The organism is Segatella asaccharophila, assembly GCF_054687055.1.
In genome coordinates this window covers 137396-160041 of the sequence record NZ_BAACAN010000004.1, presented here as the reverse complement: position 1 = coordinate 160041, position 22646 = coordinate 137396, and the positions used below count along the sequence as shown (strand labels likewise).

The 22646-nt window shown below is 43.5% G+C and carries 15 protein-coding genes and 1 pseudogene; 5 read left to right on the top strand and 11 right to left on the bottom strand.

Annotated features, from left to right (window positions below; all coding sequences use genetic code 11):
- Positions 1-70: 70 nt before the first annotated feature.
- The 3 genes from ACYRYG_RS03955 to ACYRYG_RS03945 all read right to left on the bottom strand — a co-directional run bounded on the left by ACYRYG_RS03955 (position 71) and on the right by ACYRYG_RS03945 (position 3786).
- Positions 71-1096 (bottom strand): LacI family DNA-binding transcriptional regulator, encoded by a 1026-nt coding sequence (locus ACYRYG_RS03955; RefSeq protein ID WP_293418948.1) that lies wholly within the window; start codon positions 1094-1096, stop codon positions 71-73.
- A gap of 139 nt (positions 1097-1235) precedes the next feature.
- Positions 1236-2921 (bottom strand): ABC transporter ATP-binding protein, encoded by a 1686-nt coding sequence (locus ACYRYG_RS03950; protein ID WP_298671887.1) that lies wholly within the window; start codon positions 2919-2921, stop codon positions 1236-1238.
- 31 nt (positions 2922-2952) lie between these two features.
- Positions 2953-3786, bottom strand: coding sequence for an NAD kinase (locus ACYRYG_RS03945; protein WP_293418954.1), 834 nt, complete (start codon positions 3784-3786; stop codon positions 2953-2955).
- A gap of 87 nt (positions 3787-3873) precedes the next feature.
- Between ACYRYG_RS03945 and ACYRYG_RS03940 the strand changes: the two genes are divergently transcribed.
- The 4 genes from ACYRYG_RS03940 (at position 3874) to ACYRYG_RS03925 (ending at position 8881) form a co-directional block, all read left to right on the top strand.
- Positions 3874-4440, top strand: a complete 567-nt coding sequence (locus tag ACYRYG_RS03940; RefSeq protein WP_293432534.1) for a DJ-1 family glyoxalase III — start codon at positions 3874-3876, stop codon at positions 4438-4440.
- A gap of 24 nt (positions 4441-4464) precedes the next feature.
- Entirely contained in the window at positions 4465-5166 is a 702-nt protein-coding gene (locus ACYRYG_RS03935; RefSeq protein WP_293418960.1) for a 2-C-methyl-D-erythritol 4-phosphate cytidylyltransferase, read from the top strand.
- 76 nt (positions 5167-5242) lie between these two features.
- The gene (recG, locus tag ACYRYG_RS03930) at positions 5243-7345 is read left to right on the top strand and encodes an ATP-dependent DNA helicase RecG (protein WP_293418962.1); all 2103 of its coding nucleotides are present in this window, start codon (positions 5243-5245) and stop codon (positions 7343-7345) included.
- Positions 7346-7918: 573 nt separating this feature from the next.
- Complete coding sequence (locus ACYRYG_RS03925) at positions 7919-8881, top strand: M23 family metallopeptidase (RefSeq protein ID WP_293418965.1); 963 nt, start codon at positions 7919-7921, stop codon at positions 8879-8881.
- Between the two features lie 488 nt (positions 8882-9369).
- On the opposite strand, the gene ACYRYG_RS03920 is transcribed toward ACYRYG_RS03925, so the two are convergent.
- The 4 genes and pseudogenes from ACYRYG_RS03920 to ACYRYG_RS03905 form a co-directional block, all read right to left on the bottom strand.
- Positions 9370-9933: an RNA polymerase sigma factor gene (locus ACYRYG_RS03920; RefSeq protein ID WP_460197697.1), complete on the bottom strand. Its 564-nt coding sequence runs from the start codon at positions 9931-9933 to the stop codon at positions 9370-9372.
- A gap of 280 nt (positions 9934-10213) precedes the next feature.
- On the bottom strand, positions 10214-13234 hold the full coding sequence (locus tag ACYRYG_RS03915; RefSeq protein WP_460197696.1) for a DUF6298 domain-containing protein: 3021 nt from the start codon (positions 13232-13234) through the stop codon (positions 10214-10216).
- The gene (locus tag ACYRYG_RS03910; protein WP_460197694.1) at positions 13231-13836 is read right to left on the bottom strand and encodes a DUF3826 domain-containing protein; all 606 of its coding nucleotides are present in this window, start codon (positions 13834-13836) and stop codon (positions 13231-13233) included. The genes ACYRYG_RS03915 and ACYRYG_RS03910 overlap by 4 nt, the downstream gene beginning before the upstream one ends.
- Positions 13837-13917: 81 nt before the next feature.
- Positions 13918-14259: pseudogene (locus ACYRYG_RS03905) on the bottom strand (thrombospondin type 3 repeat-containing protein); the annotation flags it as partial.
- Positions 14260-14477: 218 nt separating this feature from the next.
- Here ACYRYG_RS03905 and ACYRYG_RS03900 point away from each other — a divergent pair.
- Positions 14478-15938: a hypothetical protein gene (locus ACYRYG_RS03900; RefSeq protein WP_460197693.1), complete on the top strand. Its 1461-nt coding sequence runs from the start codon at positions 14478-14480 to the stop codon at positions 15936-15938.
- Here the strand turns inward: ACYRYG_RS03900 and ACYRYG_RS03895 are convergent.
- The 4 genes from ACYRYG_RS03895 to ACYRYG_RS03880 form a co-directional block, all read right to left on the bottom strand.
- Positions 15922-18120, bottom strand: coding sequence for an alpha-N-acetylglucosaminidase (locus ACYRYG_RS03895; protein ID WP_460197691.1), 2199 nt, complete (start codon positions 18118-18120; stop codon positions 15922-15924). The two genes, ACYRYG_RS03900 and ACYRYG_RS03895, sit on opposite strands and share 17 nt — an antisense overlap.
- A gap of 308 nt (positions 18121-18428) precedes the next feature.
- On the bottom strand, positions 18429-19568 hold the full coding sequence (locus tag ACYRYG_RS03890) for an aldose epimerase family protein (RefSeq protein ID WP_460197690.1): 1140 nt from the start codon (positions 19566-19568) through the stop codon (positions 18429-18431).
- A 101-nt stretch (positions 19569-19669) separates the two neighbouring features.
- Positions 19670-20737: a glycoside hydrolase family 2 TIM barrel-domain containing protein gene (locus ACYRYG_RS03885; RefSeq protein ID WP_293443202.1), complete on the bottom strand. Its 1068-nt coding sequence runs from the start codon at positions 20735-20737 to the stop codon at positions 19670-19672.
- 431 nt (positions 20738-21168) lie between these two features.
- A complete protein-coding gene (locus tag ACYRYG_RS03880) occupies positions 21169-22638 on the bottom strand; it encodes a TolB-like translocation protein (protein ID WP_293429978.1) in 1470 nt (489 codons plus the stop codon).
- Positions 22639-22646: the final 8 nt, after the last annotated feature.

Below are 22646 nucleotides of genomic sequence, written 5' to 3'. Positions count from 1 at the left end.
GTCCTTCCCTTTTTTATAATCTTGCCTTTTTATACTACTCGGAATTTCATGCAGCCCTCCTCACAGGTAGTCAGCGGGTTGAGCCCCGGACGATCAACCGCGTCCGGACAATCCTCTTCTCCACCTTATCCATTGGGATAGTGCCTTCAACCTGACCGATCAGGATATTTGCAGCTTCCTCTCCTACCTGTCTGCCATGCTGTTCAACGGTCGTCAGCATCGGATCACAGGTGACAGCCCGGTTACCATTAGTAAACCCGCAGATACTGATTTCTCCAGGTATATCAAAGCCCATTCTTTTTGCTGTATAAAGGGCTCCGATAGCCGTATCGTCATTAACGGCGAAAAATGCGTCCGGACGATCCTTCATGCTCAGCAATGATGGGGTTATCGCCTCAGCTTCTGAACGATTATCACATAAACGGATAATACTCTCATCCACCTTTAAACCATGTTTGAGCAAGGCATCCTTATAACCATTATATCTGTTCTTGGAAATCTCCAGTGTCATAGACGATCCATAATAAGCAATGCGTCTGCATCCCGTATCGATGAGATGCGTTACAGCCGTGTAAGCCCCGGCATAATCATCCACCACCACACGAGAAGAGTTGACCCCTGTACAGATCCGGTCATAAAAGACTAAGGGGACGCCATTATCAATCAACTTTTGGAAATGGTCATACTTTATGGTATCCTTGGCCTGAGAAACGATGATGCCACACACCTTGTCCTTGAAGAAATCTTCACATATCTCCACTTCCCTGACATAACGCTCATCACTCAAGGCCACCATTATGCGGTACCCCCGGTTTCTCGCTTCCTCCTCAATTCCCGTCAGGACAGAGGCAAAATAATAATGGACAAACTGTGGTATAATAACGCCGATAATCTTCATGGGGATCATCCTGCTATGGCGAAGAGCTGCGCCAATAATATTGGGATAAAAATGATGCTCTTTGGCATAGATCTGAATGCGAGCCCTTTGCCTGGCGCTAATGCGCGGACTATCCTGCAAAGCTCTGGATACTGTAGCTATAGACACGCCTAAACGACGTGCAATATCCTTCATAGTAATCGATTCTTGTTCTTTCATGCCCATTCTATCTCAAGAGCACAAAGATAGTTAAAAACCCCAACCTTTTATATAATTATCAACATTTATTTACCGAAACGCTGTGCAAACGTTTGCTCAAAACAAGAATAGAGGGAAAATGACTTTAAAATGCTTCTTTCTAATGAGTTGGCTCCTTGATCTTATTGATTCTCAATGACTGGTCACAATAGGCTACAACCGCTGGCCGATGTGTGATAAACAATATGGTCTTATCATGGGCCGAGAGAAGATTCTGCAACAGACGATGCTCGGTCTCTGGATCAAGGGCACTCGTAGCCTCATCAAAAATCATGATACTGCGATTACGAAGAAGACTCCGCGCTATGGAAATACGCTGAGCCTGCCCCTCACTCAAGCCCCCGCCCTGCTCACTGCACACGGTAGCTAATCCATCAGGCAAGTCAAAGACAAATTCGGCACAACTTTTCCGGAGAGCTTCTTTCATCTCCTCATCCGTGGCATTAAGTTTCCCCAGACACAGATTTTCACGGATCGTTCCACTCATCAAAGTGTTTCCTTGTGGTACATAGACGAAATTACAACGATGCAGTGGAGTCAGTGGCTGAGCTCCCTCCTCATTATAAATTTCAATACTGCCCTCCTGAGGATGCAGGAAAGCGAACAGGAGTCGAATAAGTGTTGTCTTGCCCGCACCGGTCTCCCCCAATATAGCCGTAGAGGATCCAGGGGTGAAATCAAAAGAAAGATTTCTGATCACATCTCCATCAGCAGAATCATACTCAAAAGTAACGCCCTTCATCCTGATGCCGCAAGGAGGATCCAGCTCTATCGGATCACCCTGTTTTTCCATAGGATCGTCTTCCAGTTCCATCAGTCTTTCCGCAGCAGTATAGACGCCGACATAAGCGGGGACCAGCTTCGCCAAATCGCGGGCGGGGCCCTGGATGCGATTTACCAATTGCAGAAAAGCCGTCATACCACCAAACGTAAGGGTATGACGGGACATCCTGATAGCAGCCCAGAGAAAAGCCAGCAGATAGCCGAAGGTAAAACCTGTATTAAGGATCAGATTACTGAATACCCTGAATTTCGTGCGTCTTACGACACGATGCCGGAGATGACCTTGTGTGTGTTCCAACCGTCCTATCATGATGTCATCACTCTCAAGGGTCTTAATTAGTGCACGATGCTGGATGGTTTCCTGAAGCACACTCTGGACCTTACTGTCATAGTTGCGTACCTGCCGGTTAAGCCGCCTCATCTGTCTGACATAGATCTTGCTGACCAGGAGGAAGAGGGGAAAAACAGCCACCGTAATAACAGCCAGCAGATGATCCATGGAAAAGAGATAAAAGAAGGCACCTAAAAACATCGCCAGTATACTGATCGCAGAAGGAATGGTTTCAGTCAAGAAACTGACCACCGTTTCCACATCAAATTCAAGTCTATTGAGGACATCACCTGAATGCCGCTTTTCCTTCCCCTTCCATTCTGAACGCAGGAGCCGGTCTACAATCTGTTGTTGCATCCTGTTCTGGGCTTTAATGCCCAGGATATTCTTAATCCATATACTTGAAATATTAAGGCCAAAATCGAGAAGCACAAGGACAGCCATCCAGCCGACAGCCCTCAGGACGTTCCCGCTCATGGTTCCTGAGGCGACATCAATGGCATGCTTCACCGCCGTCACCTGGGCAAGACTGACGACGACTCCCAGCAGTCCTACAGTGGCATTGAGGATAGCTTGCAACCGGTTACCTCTCCATGCTCTCCAGAGCCATCGCAGGATCGCCCGGGTATCATACTCGGTCCTGGGCAGTTTAAGAAGTAATTTTAACCCCATGCCTTATCTCCATAATTCCCGTCCGGCCAACTTATTTTCTCAACCTTTCATCGGCCCCCCACATCAGTTTTTCACGTAAGGTCGAGAAATACCGTCTGTTCATGAGCTTGACAACATGAATAGAATAAGGGGCTTTCCGAATGGTCAGTTGTGTTCCTCCTACAAGTTTTTCAGAGCGCCCATCCATGGCCACCAGAAAGTTGTGTGAACGGGATTCTACTTCAAGTTTGATCACACTCGTATCGGTAATGACGATCGGGCGCATGTTCAAGCTGTGAGGGGCCACGGGAGTGAGGCAGAGACTTCTACTCTGCGGAATAATAATAGGGCCACCATTGGACAGGCTATAGGCCGTGCTCCCCGTAGGCGTGGTTACAATCAAGCCATCTGCCTGATAGTTCACCAGGAATTCATCATCAATATAGGTACGGATACTGATCATGGATGCTGTATCCATTTTAGAGACAGCCACCTCATTCAATGCACAAGGATAGCCCACTAAATGCTCACCATCCGTTTCAACCTGGATAACCGTATGATTTTCCAGAAAATAGTTGCCTGCATAGATATCGTCCAATGCTTCTTCAATCTCTGAAGGAAGAACATCAGCCAGAAAACCGAGACGCCCCATATTCACCCCGATAATAGGTATCTGAAGTTCGCCCACCCTTCTGGCAGCTTTCAGAAAAGTTCCGTCCCCACCTATGGAAATGGCATAATCGGCCTCATCCAGATCAGTCGGCTCCACTTCGAACAAGGCATGGCGCTGACCCAGATACTGTTCTATGCGCTGGATACAAGGATCAATATCATCCCTCCGGTGATCATTACCAAAGATGACAAATTTCAGCTTCTCATCAAACATATATTATTTTGCCGTTTCAGAATTTATTATTACATTTGCAAAAATAGCGAAAATTTTCGAGAAGTATTATTAACAATATACATAATTATGGCAAAAGTATATGAATTTCTTGCCAACGGCTTCGAAGAGATCGAAGGTATGGCCCCAGTAGATATTTTCCGTAGAGGTGGAGTGGACATCAAGACTGTAAGTATAACGGGCTCAGAATGGGTTCAGACCTCTCATGGCGTAACCATAAAAGCAGACCTGAAGTTTGAGGATGCTGACTTCAAAGACGCTGACATGCTGATGATGCCGGGAGGGATGCCCGGAGCAACTAATCTGAACGCTCACCAGGGTGTCCGCGACGCCCTCATGACCCAATATCATGCCGGAAAAAGAATTGGAGCCATCTGCGCAGCTCCAATGGTCTTGGGCAGCCTGGGACTATTAAAGGGGAAAAAGGCGACCTGTTCACCTGGATTCCAGAAATATCTCACCGGTGCAGAATATACGGGTGCACTCTATCAGGAAGCAGGGAAGATCATCACAGGAGAAGGTCCTACGGCTACTCTCCCCTATGCCTACCGCATTCTCAGTTATTTTATAGGCGAAGAAGCGGTTCAGGAGCTTGAAGTAAAGATGCAATATGCACATCTGATGGAGAAAGAGTAATTCCGCAAAAGAACTATCCGTTTCATGAACCAGGACTATATTATCATTACCGCGGGAGGAAAGGGGACACGGATGGGTTCTGTGATCCCTAAACAATTTTTAGCGATAGGCGGCCAGCCTGTCCTGATGCGGACGATCCGGCGCTTCTGGGAGTATTCCAGGAAACTGAGCATCATCCTTGTTCTCCCTGAGGATCAGATAAAATACTGGTCCCGGCTTTGCCAACAATATCAATTTCAGATTCCACACCAAATTGTTGCGGGGGGAAAGACTCGCTTTCATTCCATCTCACGGGGATTGTCATTGATCCCTGACCAGGCAGAAGGGGTAGTGGGTATCCATGATGGTGTACGTCCCTTCCCTTCCATCAGCGTCATCAGCCAATGTTACCAAACAGCCAGGTCTACGAAAGCTGCAATTCCGGTGATCCCTGTAGAGGAAACATTAAGAAGCCTGAAGGAGAGCAGAAATGTCCTGCGCAGTGATTACCGATTGGTCCAGACCCCACAATGTTTTGATATATCTCTTATCAAAAGGGCTTACCTGCAGCCCTTCAGTGAGAACTTTACGGATGATGCATCCGTAGTAGAGGCTTTAGGTGAGAACGTCACACTCATCAAAGGCAATCGGGAAAACATCAAACTTACAACACCCTTCGACATGGATATTGCTGAAGTATTCATCAATAAGGGCATAGCAAGCCTGCCGGACATAAAGGCTTCCTGATGACGACTGCCAAAGTCTTTCAGCCTTCTGTCATAATCATTTTCTGTCATACAGTCAATCGAAAAGACATCAGATATTGAATCCTATTCTCGATCAGGACATTAAGTATTTACCAGGTGTAGGCCCAAGAAGAAAAGAGATACTGAGTAAGGAACTCGGTATCAAGACCTATGGTGACTTGTTGGAATACTATCCTTATAAATATGTCGACCGAAGTAAGATCTATCATATTGACGAACTCTCAAGTGATATGCCTTTCGTCCAGCTGAAGGGCAAGATCCTGAGTTTCGATGAATATGCCATGGGGATAAGGCAAAAACGTATCGTTGCTCATTTCTCAGACGGCCATGGTGTCGTGGACTTAGTATGGTTTCATGGGACTCAGTACATTTACAAGAACTATAAGGTCAATACGGAATATATCATCTTCGGGAAGCCTACCATTTTTGGAGGACGCTTCCAGTTTACTCATCCGGACATAGACCCTGCTGATAAAATTGAGTTGTCTTCTATGGGCATGCAGCCTTATTACATGACAACAGACCGGATGAAAAAGATGGGGCTTACGTCCAGGTCCATAGAAAAACTGACTCAAACACTGTTAGAGAAGATCTCCTGTCAGCGGCTGCCGGAAACACTGCCGGCATTCATCGTCCAGCCTCTCCATTTGATTTCGCGCGATCTAGCCTTCCGATGGATTCATTATCCACACGACACGAAAGAAATGCAACAGGCACGCTTGCGTATCAAATTCGAGGAACTTTTCTATGTACAGTTGAATATTCTTCGCTATGCAAACGAGCGGAGGAGGAAATACCAAGGATATACCTTCCAGCACATAGGACGCCAATTCCTCTATTTCTATGACCATAATTTGCCCTTCTCTCTCACCGGCGCTCAAAAAAGAGTCATGCACGAAATAAGGGATGACATGAAAACCGGCAAGCAGATGAACAGACTCCTGCAGGGTGACGTCGGTTCGGGAAAGACGCTGGTGGCTCTCATGTCAATGCTCATCGCTATAGATAACGGCTATCAGACTTGCATCATGGCACCAACGGAGATTCTCGCCGAGCAGCATCTCACAACAATCCGTAACTTTCTTAAAGGCATGAATGTACGGGTGGAACTCCTCACCGGCCTGGTCAAGGGGAAAAAACGGCAGAAAATACTACAAGGACTGTCCGGTGGAGAAATACAGATCCTGGTCGGGACGCATTCCATCATCGAAGACCCGGTCGTGTTCCTACATCTTGGATTGGCCGTAATTGATGAACAGCATCGGTTCGGGGTCAAGCAAAGAGCAAAATTATGGCTGAAGGGGGAACGCCCTCCTCATATTCTTGTCATGACGGCCACGCCTATCCCCCGCACCCTTGCCATGACCATTTATGGCGACCTTGACGTCAGTGTCATCGATGAGCTCCCGCCGGGGCGAAAGCCCATCATTACACGGCATTATTATGATGATCAGACCACCAGCCTATATGAAAATATTCGTAAGCAAATTCTTCTTGGACGACAAGCCTATATCGTCTTTCCGCTCATCAAAGAAAGTGAGAAATCTGATCTCAAGAATCTTGAAGAAGGATTTGAAGCTCTCAAGGATATCTTTCCGGAATTTAAACTCAGCAAAGTTCATGGAAAGATGAAATCATCTGACAAAGAGGCTGAAATGCAGAAATTCGTAAATGGTAAAACTCAAATATTGGTGGCCACAACAGTGATTGAAGTAGGTGTAAATATTCCTAATGCAACTGTTATGGTCATCCTTGACGCGCAACGTTTCGGACTTTCACAGTTGCACCAGCTGCGAGGCCGCGTGGGACGTGGCGGGGACCAGAGTTTCTGCCTGCTGGTTACCACTCACCAACTCAATGAGATTACACGCAAACGTATCAATATCATGTGTGAGACAAATGATGGATTCCGTATTGCAGAAGCTGATCTCAAACTCAGGGGCCCCGGAGATCTGGAGGGGACTCAGCAAAGTGGCATTGCTTTTGATCTTAAACTGGCAAATATAGCTCAAGACGGACAAATCGTACAACTGGCCAGGGAACAAGCGCAGAAAATAATAGACAATGATCCTCAATGTGATAAAAATGAGAATGAAATCCTTTGGAACCGCTTGAGACAACTCAGGAAGACTCATGTCAACTGGGCAGCAATATCATAAGCCTTACCGGAATTATCTTCAAAGCGTCTCATCACCCGGAATCGACATTTGATTCTTTTCCGATTGGGCCCGTATCTATAAAGCAAACCCTCTTTTTCACTATTTTTAAGTTAAAACAGAAATAGACTTAAAACCTTAAATTAAAAAGTCGGAACAGGAAAAAGGGTCTTTTCAAGAAATCAAAAATGTAATTTCAAATGTAAGTAATGAAGAAATCCGACAATAAAACATTTTTCAAACTTTCTCAAGAGAAACAGTGTATAAGCATATAATTGATATAGATCAACTGCAAAAACTTACATAAATGTTGTAATAAAAAATTCAACTTTAAATCTTTAAGACCTCTTGAAAATAAGAACATAAAAACTATTAATAAACAAATTAAAAGAGGAGAAACACAAAAATCAAACTTGTTAAACCGCAATAAAATCTGTTAACGATGTTGGCATTTTGCAATATTTTCGTTATATTTGCAATGTCAATTATAAAAATCACGTTTATATAATGACAGTTTATTCTCTAAGGGAGCTATTTAGTTTCCATTGAAAAACTTAAACCTACATCACTCACCGCATGAATTTAAAAGCAACATTAAAGAAATCAACTATAGCAGCTTTGTTAGTCCTCACAGCAATTCCAGCCTGCGGGCAAGACCTTTTAGCCAGAGAGGCACCAATAGACCGAAAAATGAGAGCTGTCGACACAGTTGCAACCAGATATTATATCATCAAAGAGAATCGTGAAAATCCTGCAGCAGATCTGTATGCAGACTTTTCTGATAAATATGCTCACAAAGCAACTCCATTACCCGACCATTTCAAAATAGATTTGAGAGGGTTCTGTATGCCTACAAAAAGTCGAGTCATTACTTCCAATTTTGGTTATCGATGGGGCAGAATGCACAAGGGGCTTGACGTGAAGGTTTACATTGGCGATACCATACGCGCTGCTTTCGCAGGCAAAGTCCGGGTAGTAAAGTATGAACCTAAAGGTTATGGAAATTATGTGGTTATCCGGCATAATAATGGATTAGAGACCGTTTATGGCCACCTTTCCAAGCAATTAGTTTCAGAAAATGAGTACGTCAGGGCAGGAGATCCTATCGGCTTAGGAGGCAATACAGGGCGAAGCACGGGCTCTCACCTTCATTTTGAGACGCGATTATGTGGAGTAGCCCTTAATCCTGCATTAATGTTTGATTTCCGAAATCAAGATGTTGTCGCTGATTACTATACCTATGACCGAGATACCTATGAAACAGAATCTGCTGAAGCTACGCGATTACGGGGTAAACGAGGCAATGGTGGTTATAGCCAGTCCGATGTCTATGGAAACAGCGAGACAGCTTCAACTAGTCAGGAAGAAAAACTTGAGAATGAATTCGGAGGGCAGAACATGTACCATAAGGTAAAGAGTGGAGAAACCCTCGAATCGATCGCACGCAGCAGAGGTGTTTCTGTGGATCAGATTTGCAAACTTAACCATCTGACGAAGAATGCAAATATTCGCCCGGGAATGATTCTCAGATATTCTTGATCTCATGTAAGATAAACGATTAAAAATCATATAAAATACCCGCTGATCTATTGATGGTCAACGGGTATTTTATTTTAAATTGAGCCACTGCCAATTATGAGGATCATTTTATAAAGTTGGGCTTTTAACCATCTTATGATGTTCGAAGAATAAAGTGACTCAAATAATAGGATTGTTTTTTGCAGTATATATGTGATTTTAAGGCCTTAAAGTCGCTGACCTTGACACCAGATTCCGGGCGGTATAGTCAGGGAGGAGCAATATGCACTATTATGGGTGGCCATAATGCACCATTTCGGAGGGCCAAAATGCACTATATCGGCCACAATTGACTATCGTCGTGAGAATCAGTGACTATGATTCTGACTTATTGCTAAAGAAACAACAATATTATTTGAACCGATTATGATATGAATGATCAAGACTACCCTGCAGAGTGTCCAGTATATTTGTTTCACAAAGCTTAAGGTCGATCAAAAAGCAATAATCTATATGGCCACGGAACGTAGCCTCAACATGCCGCGATGCACAAGGTTGCGGACAGAATGGTAATTCATATTCATAATGCGGCAGATCTCATCGTATTTATATTCCTGAAGATAATATAGATCAAAGGCTTGCCGCTGACGCGGCGTCAGGCAGGACATTAAATCTGAAACCATTGTCTTTTCTGTATACTTGGTTTCTCGATACAGATAGGATTCTTCAACATTATTTCCAATAGCCCCAAGATGGCGGATCTCATCAACCGGTATCTCTGTCGTAAAAGTATTTCTACGAAACTCATCAATAAGTTTGTTACGTAAAGAAATCATCAGATAAGAACTCATACGCGTAATATGAGGAGGATTCTTTTTATCTAACAACTTCATGAAAACGTCGTGACTACAATCTTTAATGAGTTCAAGGTTAGGAGTCATACACCGGCCATAGTTTAACATCATCTGGATATACATCTGATACAAAAGGGCAAACGCATGATTATCTCCATTTTGATAAGCATGTAACAATTGAGACGCCCGATCATCTTTAGATATAATTGCATTCTTCATTAGGTAAATTTTAATTCTATAAGTTTTAAGTAGATGAAGCAAAGGTATTTAAAAAGCTACTCGAGATTATGGAATATCAGATAAATAAATGGGAAAAAATGGTATTTCACCAATTTTTCCCATTTACCCTCCCATAGAGGTTCCATCTATCTGTCACTTCTTACCATAAGTATTTTGGAAAGAATGTCCTCAACCTTAAAAATCAGGCCATAATCTAAAAGTTGGAAAGGACCAATGTCCATCCCTAACAGACTATCCAGAAGTGATAATATATAAAAAACTATTGTATTTTTCTCAGCCAGAAAACACCAGATTCCTTTAAACATAAAACAGGATTTGAGACTGAAAGATGAATTCGTGACCTTCTTAACACGACACCCGTTTTGATATTCACTTGATACAACCGGTAAGTCCCACCTTCCAATGAAATCTTTGCCAGGTGACTTCCATCAATATAAACCAGTCTGTCACCAGCAATATTTTTCATCTGATATATATTCTTTTCACTACAGCAAGGGCTCATTGTCGCAACATCTTTAAGGAAAGCAGAATTGGTAACAGGAATATCCGGACAGGAACCACCTGCCATCAAGGAAGCCCAGGCTAATTCCGGAAATTTCTGCGCATAATAGATAACCGCTTTATCCGGATAAGTTTTACGATATTCCAGAACACTACGATACACATCCTCAAAACGTGCAACACCAGTCTTTATTTTACGTAAATACTGCCTTGGAGACATATTCTGTCCACCATCCGGAGCATAAAGTCCTTTACTATTATAAAACCATTGCTCAATAGTAATGATATTCACGACAGAAGAAAGTGCTGGATGATGAAGCACGGAATCCTGAACATCTTTATTTACAGCTAAAGACACGAGAACCTTCCTGTTCTTTTTCTGTTCCCACTCTTTAATCGTCTCCAACCAGAATTTCACGAAATCATAAGGCCCGGTAAACTCTTCACCGATAGAATGAATGACATTAGGTTGTTCTGCAAAAGCATCCAGCATGTGTTCAATATAGGCTTTATGAAGTGATCTCAATACAGGATCTTTTATATTATAGAAATAAGAAGCCATGAATATCCTCTTATCTCCTGTAAAGGGTACAGGTTCAGGGAAACTTGTATGATTGATATTATTGGCAGTACGCCAGGGGCAATCTACCCAGTGAGCTCCGGCTTCCAGAATATTATGCTGGAAATAATGCTCATTTAACAGGAGAAGTCCTTTGCTCATTCCCTTTTGCGCAAAACTTTTCAGACGATAGAAATACCAATTGTTCGGCCGTGTCAGATCATATTGGCTCAGTCCATCCCAAGCTGTCCCTTTGCCACTACGAGCAAATGGCTGCTCATAAAAGGGTGCCCATACCTCCCCGTCACGACGACGGACACGCTCATGGTCATCACGACGGCGATCATACCATAAGCCATAGTTCTGCTTGAAAACCAGCATCTTTTCTTTCTGCATACAAGTTATGACCGAATCAATGCGATCAGTGACTCCCTGCCCCTCTTGCCCCGGGACAAAACGGGTAAGTGCATAAGTGGCTTTTTGAATAGACGGATACCGGGTACGCCCGTTCCACCAAGGGGTATCATGACGGCCCCCAACCAGTAGTTGCCCATTCATAACCAGTTTGCCGCCAGCCACGGCATACTGATATTTCCCATTCTGTGTTGTCTGGCGTGGCGTGGCAATACGATCTACGACACGAACATGGTATGGAGATACTGAAGCTGTAAACTTCGCACTATCTATCCACATCTCCATAGTCAGACGTGGTCGATGAGCCTGTGCGGACATCACCTGAGCCTGCTGGATCGTAGGGCTTGTAGCCTCCTTGACATCTCTGACCAATGTACGGCACTGAACAGAAACATCCTTGTTTAATCGCTTACCTAACATGTATTCGAAGATGCTCCAGGGGTTCACGTGATTATTACATTCATCAAAATGCCCGTTACCATTAAACTCCCCCCAACAGCCATAAACATAATTATTCGCGCCTGTCGGTATACTGTCGGCCCAGATGCCGGAAGCAGTACTCTGATATATTAAACTATTAGCCGTGTTCCAACCCGCTCCATATTTTTCAAGACCTAAATTGGTAAATTTAATATCATTGCCATCTATATTCACATTATCGAAAAGAAGTCCTGTTGCCCATGAAGAGACAGATCCACTGAATCCCAGTGATCCTTTACTGTCACATTGCACAAAAGCATTCGGACCGGCAGCACAGAATCCTGCAGAGAAATCATTGATTCCTTCTTCGGAATAGCATCTTTGAAAGAGACATTTCTCCCCTAAAGTAAAAAAAGTACGTCGACGCAAGCCACCGATTTCCGATACTGGTTGATAAGACTGGCAGTCCTCAACGGTAATCTGTGAACCGGTTCGCTGTATATCCACGGCTGAACCGGCAAGATGCCGGAAGATCACCTGACGCACCCAACAGTCCTTGGCCTGAGTCAGGTACACCCCCTGCCAGGCATGATCTTCATCTTTCGGACGTTCAGGGTCTACATCCGACTGAAGTGTCAGATACTCCACACCGGAATTGTTGATTCGTCCTTTCCAGGAAAATTTCAATACTTCAGAATGCGCATCATCAGCATCAAGAGCCATGCTTAAAGGTGCATCCATTGTAATAAGATTACCTTTCACTGCCTTCACGGACCGATCCCAATACAGATCAATTTCACCGGGGTGCCATCCCCAGTAACTTAACTGTTTGCCACCACCAAAGCTACTGCATCCAAGAGCATTTATCCAACGCTGAGTAGAAGGACGATAGACAAGTATCTCATCTCCAGGAGCCAATCTGCCATTTACAGAAAGTGTACAACTATTGAGAGGAACTTTAGAAGAAATGATACGAAGGGTATCTTCAATGTGCAAATCATTTTTACCTTCGACATATACAATAGCACCACGAGCATAACCCTTCTTCAGGATAACCGTCCGGGTCCTGTCAACACCCCTAAGGACGACGCCGGAAGCAGAAATTCTCAAAGGTTGGGAAATTTCAAACCTTCCCCTGTCAAGAAGTACCGCTCCCCTTAATCCGGTCTTGCCATTCATTTTCAGTGATGATACAAAATCCAATGCCCGTTGAATGCGCTGATAATTATCGCCAGGGTGAAAAGGCACAAAGACTTTAACAGGAGCATCAGGTATTGACTGCTCCGACATCCGATAACCTGCGAATGAATAATCTAACGGGAAGGGTTGTGCGGAAATCCGTACAACCCCCATAATTACAACGATTAAAAATAATAACCTCTTCATTTCTCCTTTTGATTTTCTATCCGTTTCATCCATTCCTGACGTTCAGCAGTTAGATTATATCCTCTCTTAGATAGCCAATTGTTGATACGACCCTTATATTTGCCAAACCATGCATGCTTGGCTTGCGCACTGCCGGCATCGATAGCAAATTCACGCGCTTCCTTCAGCCAGTTCAGTATCTGGAGTTTTTCATTATTCTTCAATGACGGTATCATCTCCAGATAAGCTTCGTAAGTTTTAGGAACGACACCATAAGTCATGCCGTCCTTGATTTTCTCAATCTGATCAGCAATCAGATAATTACCCAACATGGCAGCAAACTCAAAATGATGAATATAGAGTTCTGCGTAATATGCCGCTTTATCCGTTCCATACTTTTTATCAATATCGTTTAATTCAAAATACCGGTTGGCGACAATATTTGCCACATCATTGGGGGAAGAACGATTACTTAAGTTCAATCCATCCACGATTTTCCGAGAACGAGCCAGAATCGTTTTGACATATCCTGGATCTCTACCTGCACTATCCAATACTGCCTGCGCTTTTGCTGCCAGTACCAGAGATAGGAGGAAACAGAGAACTAATAACTTTTTTGTCATTGCTGCACCTTTATATGAACTCATCAGGAAATTTCAAGATTCAAAAGAGCAAGTGATCCCCAACGATCTTGTATTAAAAGATTAATACATCAAAGGACCTGTCAAAGTATCATGATTATTTCTCATATCAGTCCAGTCAGTCTTTACCTTCGTGCTGATTTCGTTAATGTACTTTTCTATATTCGTATAGCCATCACCAGTACAGTCTTTATTGGCATCACTCGGATCATGCGGATTCAAGCCGTTGGCGATTTCCCAGTCATCGGGCATACCATCACCATCTGAATCCTTATAAGGTTGGCCTTTATACTGAGGATAGCCTCCCATCTGACGAATATCGGTGATAATACCCTCTTTATAAGAATCATTACCTAAACGACGATATTTGAAAGTACCATCCTTAGCCTGGGATTTCGGAGAAAGGACGCATCTCTAAAGGGGAAACCTGGACCTTCCGCCCGCGTCATTTAGCCTTTCCGGGAGCTGAAGGCTATGGGAAATACGCAACAGGAGGACGAGGAGGAATCGTCTACCATGTTACCTCCCTTCAGGATGACCCCTTACATCCTCAGCCCGGCACTTTCCGCTATGGCATTTCGAAAGTCCATGGACCCCATACCATTGTTTTTGACGTAGGAGGTGTGATTGCCTTAAAGGATCGCCTGACCTGTGCAGATCCGTACGTTACAATAGCCGGACAAACGGCTCCAGGCAATGGAATCATGTTCCGTGACTGTCCTCTTGGCGTTGCCAGCGAAGGTATCACTCGTTTTATCCGTATGCGGTTAGGACATAAACCAATGGTCAATGGAAAGGCATCTCATAATAATAAAGGATTAGACGGAATGGGAATGGCGGGAAATGATAACGCTATTATGGACCATTGCTCTATCAGTTGGACTATCGATGAAGCATTCTCCTCGCGAAATGCAAAAAGTATGACACTCCAACATACATTAATTTCTGAAGCATTAAATGTGGCCGGTCATCCTAATTATCCTTCTGGAATGGCTCATGGCTTTGCCGCTACGATCGGTGGGGGTGAAAATTCAAGAACCTTGAAGGCCGGCAGTTTTCATCATAATTTATTAGCTGACTGTGAAGGACGCAACTGGAGTATCAGTGGAGGACTAGACGGTGACGGTGCTTATGACGGTCACCACGATATTTTCAACAACGTCGTATACAATTGGGGAAGCAGGGCATGTGACGGAGGAAGCCATGAAATCAACTTTGTCAATAATTTCTATAAGATGGGGCCTGCTACGACACAGCCATTCTTGCTTCGCCTGCAACTTGAGGGTACAGGTACAGGCACACAAAGTGCTTATGTATATGGTAATATCCGTCAAGAGAGGGATAATGGCCAGCTCACCATGGACAAATACGGGGTCACCTACCGGTACGAACTCACACATGGCCAGGTACTCAACTGGGAACCTTTCACTGACCATCCCTTCTTTCCGTCCCTTGCCAAAATAGAGACGGCAAAAGCCGCCTTCAAGAATGTACTTAGTGATGTAGGATGTAATGAACCTTCACTGGATAACCATGACGAGCGAATGATCAAAGAAACACTCGCCGGCACAACGACGACGACAGGAAGTCGCTCTGGAAAGGCCGGGCTGATTGATTCTGAAGAGGATAACGGTTGCGAAGGATTCTCAGGCTTAGACGTCTATACAGCCACAAGGCCAGCAGGATACGATACCGACGGTGATGGCATGCCGGACTGGTGGGAAAAAGCAAAAGGTCTGAATCCTGATGTTGCAGACAATAATGAAGATCCTGACGGAGACGGTTATACCAACTTAGAAGATTACCTCAACTGGATGGCCGCTCCACATTTCTTCATTCCAACAGGTAAGAAACTGACCGTAGACATGGCGAAATATTTTGCCGGTTACAACCATCACCCGTCTTTTAAAATAACTACAGACAGCGACCTGCCCTATAAAGTCAACGGTACACAATACACTTTTTATGTAGGCCAACTTACAGGATTCCACAGCATAAAAGTTACAGGCACTGACAAGGATGGATGGGGATCTCTTACAAGAACCCTCAACATCTATGTATCAAATTTCAATTCAGACGAATAGGATTTATTTCATGGGCATACTTCGCATAGATTTCCCTGGCAACAGTTATTCCATTTCCTCCTTCATGATATTTGAGGACATGAGAAGGTTCTATCCATTGCCTCTCAAAAGACAGGGACCAGTTAAGGAATTTCTTTTCATCAAAAGGCTGGCCTGCCCGTACGGCATCAATAACTTCATCTATAAAATGATTCCACCGTACGGCATAATACTGATCCGTCAACTCTGCCCACGCCCGGTTCGCATAATCGGTCAAAGACGGGGAATCACCCCATACCGTGATCAGTGTCCGCGCATTTCTTTCATAATAATCTTTTTCTTCAGGATTCTTGCCCATATCACGGGCACCACTTATCCATTTCTTCAGAGAGAACGAAGGATGACAGTCTAGCAGACGCTCCATGTCAGAAAGGATCGCCTTCATCTTGGCGCCCCTATTCTGAAGCATTGACAGGTCTCCTGCCCGGTAAGCCTTCGAGAACTCATCGCGCACGGTCTGGAAATAATTTCCGAGAACCTGCCGGCCAATATTGACATCATCAAATGCCAGAGTATTACGGTTGCACCCTTTTACCGAGAGCAATAATCTCCAAGCCGACAACAGATCGGCTTGAGCATAGGACACACGGGTATCTGTCTTCCAGGATCCGTATCCGGTGAGACAAGGACGGGCATTGACCAGTGTAGACTGGCAACAGGAAGCAGGCTGCACATAGACCTTATTACAAAGGATGCTCCATGCCTGGCGGGCTGCCGGTGAGATCCTGCCCGTCCTGCTGTCAGCCAGTTGCCGGATATAAGCATCATCCCCTTGTCCTGGATCCCATGCCTTACTGAACAAATATTCATACATGAACTCATTCATGTCAAAACCTTCGAGCGTAGAGCCGATTCCCTTGAAGTTATCCCCTCCATTCCTCATCACGTCATCGACCTTCCAACTTACATCCTTCATGTTCCCGGCAAGCATACTGTTTCCGCCGAAATTGCCGAGGTAACACCAGATATACGGCTGGCCATAAAAGCGATCTGTACCCTTCCACACTTCCTTGAAGTCACAGAAATAGTCCAGAAGGATAAGCCTGTCCTGTGGAACACCACGCAGGTAAGCACGGATGCGGGAAGGCGTCCAGTGCTTCTGGTCGTTATAAAACAGCCACCCCATCTGGAGCCATACCGCCTTGGGGTCAACCGAGGACAGCGACCTGTAAATTTGCCGGGCATAGGTACTCAGCACTTTTTCATCCCATGAAGGAGGATTGACCTCATTGAAGGGATCGATACCATAAATATGATCAGTACCATAAATCCGGGTCTGTTCGTTCAAGTAGGCTTTCTGGATGACCCTATAAAGGGAATCACCGGGATCCAGAAACGTACAGCGATAATCGTCCGAGAATCCGCCCCACTGGCTCACCGGCGTACATCTGAGATGGGGATAGATTCGCTTCAGAGCTGCCGGAATATGACCGGAGAACGCAGGGAGGACAGGACGCATATTGAACTCCCGTTCCCTTGTGACGATGAGCTTTTGCAATACTTTCTGCTCTTTGATCCAATCCATAGGAAGCGGTCCCTGCCATCCGTCTATATTACACATACGGTGCCACGGCAAATGAGCTGGTCCGGTAAAATAAGAACGAATCTCCTTATCTGTCAGGCCCAACTTTCTCCAGACCTGATACCATATAGCTTCCTGTCCCGTAATGGCAAGGGGCATGTTGATCCCGTTCAGTGCCATCCAGTCGATGAAATGTTCCCAGTCGCTCCATTTCCACCAGGGCATGGTATACCCGAAGGTACAGTAGTTCAGGAAGAAACGGTCAGGGACCTTAGCCGAGGACTGGACGATTCCTGTTACCTCAGGAAGGGTCTCCGGCATCTCTACAGGATCATCTTTGAACCACGTCACCGTCGTCCTGCAGAAATTCTTCAGATAATAGTTGAGCCCCACGGCCATGGAATTAGCATCATTCCCTGAAATGACGATCTTATTTCGTTCACTTCTCAAAGAGAAGCAATCTTTTCCGGAATCCCCTTTTACCACAAACACAAATGAACGGGCATATTTGGGGAACAGACGGTTCACCATCCCTCGCATGACGGCTGCACTCTCGTTAGTTGCAAAGGTCTGTACGTCAAGAAATAAAAAAAAGAAGAACAAACAGGATATTTTCTTCATACTGGTATGGTTATTAATTAGCCGCATACGGCTGCATCAGCCTACAGATACAAAATTACAGAATTTATTTAAGAAACACGTATACCTAAAGAAAAGTTGACAGGAAAATCTTATCTTTCCCTGTTCATCCCTCAATATACAGTTGAAGTCTTGATCACAATCAATTATCACTAATATGGTGCATTGAGATGATCCCAATGGTACATAGAGATAGGCTCAATGGTGCATTGCGCTCAACGGGGAGCATATTCATGATATTTATACAGAGGAGCCACGGCTAAGTCCGTCGCTCCTCTGATCCATCAAGTTTATTTCTCTACGGAAAATTTATAAAGGGAAGTCTGACGATAAACGTCACCAGGTTTCAACACAGTACTTGGGAAATTCTTATGATTAGGGCTGTCAGGATACTTCTGAGGTTCAAAAGCAAAACTCTCCCTATATTTCATGAATTTTCCATTACTGCATTTCACCTTGCCATTCATAAAGTTGCCACTATAAAATTGCATACCAGGTTGATCTGTAAAGATCTCCATCACCCTTCCAGTAAGGGGATCAGCTACCCGTACCGCAAGTTCTATGGCTCCTTTTTTACGCTTATGCAAGACCCAGTTATGATCATATCCATGAGCAAACGTCAACTGCTGGTCAAGCCGGTTAATATCTCGTCCGATCACTTTAGGCTTTCTGAAATCAAATACAGATCCGTCAACCGTCTGTATTTTTCCGGTCGGAATCATATATTGGTCGATAGGCGTAGTGGAATCAGCCCGGATCGTCAACAGGTTATCCAGAATCGTCCCGTTGCCTTCACCTTTCAGATTATACAGGACATGACTGCTTAAATTGACGACCGTAGGCTTATCTGTCGTTGCCCAATAATTGATTGTCATCTCATCATCATTGACATCATACTTCACTCTCACCTTCAGATTGCCGGGGAATCCTTCTTCTCCGTCTTTAGAAAGATAAGACATCACGATAGAACGATCGTTGACGGAATCCACATGCCAGACCACCAGATCCAGTCCTTTCAGCCCCCCGTGCAGGGTCTGGCCATTGTTGTTGATCGGCAAATGATAGGTCTTTCCATCCAGGGTAAAAGCCCCTTTGGCTATCCGGTTGGCATAGCGCCCAACAATAGGCCCCAGGAATCTCTCGCCTTTATTATGGATATAACTTTCGATATTGTCATATCCAAGCACGATGTCAGCATATTTCCCAGCCTTATCGGGAGTCCATAAGGAAACGACCCTCGCTCCAAAATTGGTGATCTGAACATAGATCCCGGATTTTTCGGAATGCAGGGTATATAGCCCTACCTTTCTCCCCACCAGAGTGGTATCAAACTTGTTCTCATTGAATAACCCCACATCGCTTCTGTGCGCACAAGAATATTGGCTAAACAGGACCATCAATACGATCAAACCTCCTAATATTTTTTTCATCTCATTCTCATTTATTTGTTTTCTACACCTTTAAAGGACACCTTAGGATGGTGCCATCTGATTCCAGCCGTTAAGTCCTTCGACCATACGTCAACACCATATCAACGGCGGGTCAGACTCTTAATCGCTTTTATCTCCTTAGGGTCATAAGGCGTACCATCTTGCCGGAAAATATCATGGAACCACACCTTCGGTTCCTTGACATCAGGCAAAGGAGTGTTCCAGGCAAAAATGGTATTTGTCTTCCCAGACACAAAACCCCAGTTGATTGCGCCGACATGATTTTCCTTCAATACCGGCATGTTCTTCTGGAAAGTACTGCCTTGAGGCCGAGCCATATATTCAGAACAGATCAGCGGGCGCTTAAACTGTCGCAAAGTGTCTATCACATGCTGGAGGACCGCAGGCTTTGCATAGCAATGGAATGTGATGACATCCGAATGAGTGCTGATAAAATGATTGATCTTCGGACTGTCAATCCATATCCCGGCAGTCAACGGTTGAGAAGGATTCACCTCACGGGCATACTCAAAGACCTTTTCCAGCCGGGGCAATGAACCGTCCCCATAACCAGAATTCCCAGGCTCATTATACAGATCCCACATCAGCACCCGCTTATCATTTTTAAAAGTCTTGAGGATGTCCTGGACGTATGCCTTCATGAAAGGATACAAGACGGTCGTGTCAGCCCGAAGACTCTTCATCGGATCCTGGACCCATCCGGAATTATGAACCCCTGGTTTTGGCGCAGGCTGACGGCCATAATAAGAGACCGGATCCCAGCAATCATCAAAGAACACAAAGAAAGGACGTATCTTGTGCCTCTTGCAGATGTTCAGGAAATTATTCATGCGGTTTTTAAAACCCACAGGATCATGCTGCCACACCACACTGCTGAGGAATACCCGGAGCGTATTAAAACCAAGGTTTTGTGCCCATCCGAGTTCCTTGTTGATCTGGGGAGCATCGTATGTATCTGCACTCCACATCTCTATCTGGTTAATGGCTGTTGCCGGAATATAACAGCAACCTGCCAGCCAAGGCTGGGCGGAATACCATTTGTCAACCTTAGAAACAGTCCATTGCCTGCCAGTTTCCGCACTGACAGTCACAGAGAAACACAACAAGAAAGAAGCCACAAAAAGTAATGAAATTATTCTCTTTTTCATTTTAATTGATATAAGAAGTTATGAATATACATGAATTTATAATTGTCTTCATCTAATTTATGCTTATCAGCAAAAAGTATAATCCCCCAGACACCTAACGTTAATATCTAAAAAAATAGTTTTTCAAGGATCGTTCTAATAATTTAAAGGACATAAAGATAATTTAAAGGACATAAAGAGTTGAAAGAATTTGATTTTGCTTCTTCCAAGTACGAACAAACTACGGTTAGGAAGTTTCATGCTATTATTATTTACTTTAAAAATCAGTCAGTATTTTCCAAAAATTACCATTAGATCATTTATAGTCTATTATATTCAACACTCAAAGTTATTAATTTTTCATTAATTGACCAAATAATTTATTATTCATTTTACTGATAATCAAAAAATAAATTCAACTGACTTTACTCAATTTTCTTTTTTTCTTAATGCTACCTAAAAGAAACATTTATTCCTGGTGAATTTCTCATAATTCTTGCGACTTTTTCCTGATCTAATTTAACTTTACCTACAAGGAATTCTGGAATATTATAGGAATACATTAAGTTATGATAGTATTGATATGGGTCCTTTTGAGGTAACAAAAATGGCTTATAAGTTTTGCCATTCTTATCTATGTACGTAATAAATAGTCTTGTATATAAACCATCTAGACGTCGACTACTAAATATTAGCCATCTACTATCATGGCTCCAAGAATGATAGCTCTCAACATCTTTACTATTAACAATTGTCATTGGAACTACTTTACCTGTTCTAAGAGTCAACATAAATAAATCTGCATCCTTATGCCAAATCGAGAAATTACCAAATTTCTGCCGAGTAAAGACCAAATATTTCCCATCGGGAGACACCCGTGGAAATGAAACACTTTTTGAATATTTTTCTGCATTATAGAGAACTCGAATATTTTTCCCAAATTGTCTTTTTACAGGATCAAAAGATATACTACAAAGATTATAGTGAACATCTTTATACCTATCTGGCATCGGGCTTATAGCCTTAGCCCGGCAAAAATATAAAGTTTTTCCATCTGGTGAAAATGTTGGAAAAGTTTCGAAAGCATTACTTGACATTAATAGCGGAGTTCCAAGTACTACATGTGTCTTAATATCATACACAACAATATCAGAAGCGGAATCATATACTTCAATACGATTCCTTTGATTCATAAAAAACATCTGTCTTGTCGTATTAGTCGAAAAAGCAATATAACGACCCGATGGATGCCAAGAAGGATACACAAAGGCAGAAATTGTCTGTGGTGTTTTCGTGTTGAGTTTCTCTATCTTTCCATTATCTAGCAGCACTGTTCCAGAACTAAAAGAACGCATATGGAATACCATCTTGTTAGGATTTTGCATTGGAAAGGAATGACAATTAACACAATTATTATTGGAAAACCTATTCTCATAAATAGGGCTTTGATTATAATTCTCTAAACAGCGCTGGTAAATCCCCATCTTACGCCAAAGTTCATACCCTGGAGGAATCAAACGGTAAGCAACATACCTATCAATGGAATCCGGTGCTACCATCATAGTAAAAGGAGTATAAGAATACCATTTATGATTCATTTGCTTGACAATGATAAATTTAATCTTATGGCCTTTCTGCCGCTCCAATAAGTCTTTCCATTTGCCTGTTGGTATTTCAAAATTACCTTGTTCACCTTTCACTTCTATTATCTCTCCTCCTCCTTCGATTAAAAGACAAGTAGGAAAATTCCCGGCATTAAGAACAGAAAAATCTAATGGAGCAATATTTACAGGCAATACTACTGACTTATAATCAGGGAATATTTTAGCTCCTATATGTAACGATCCAGCTACCCGTATGTTTTTAGAACAAGAGGTAAGCCCTAATAGTAATAGAGAAAGAATATATATTGTTTGTTTCATGGAAATCA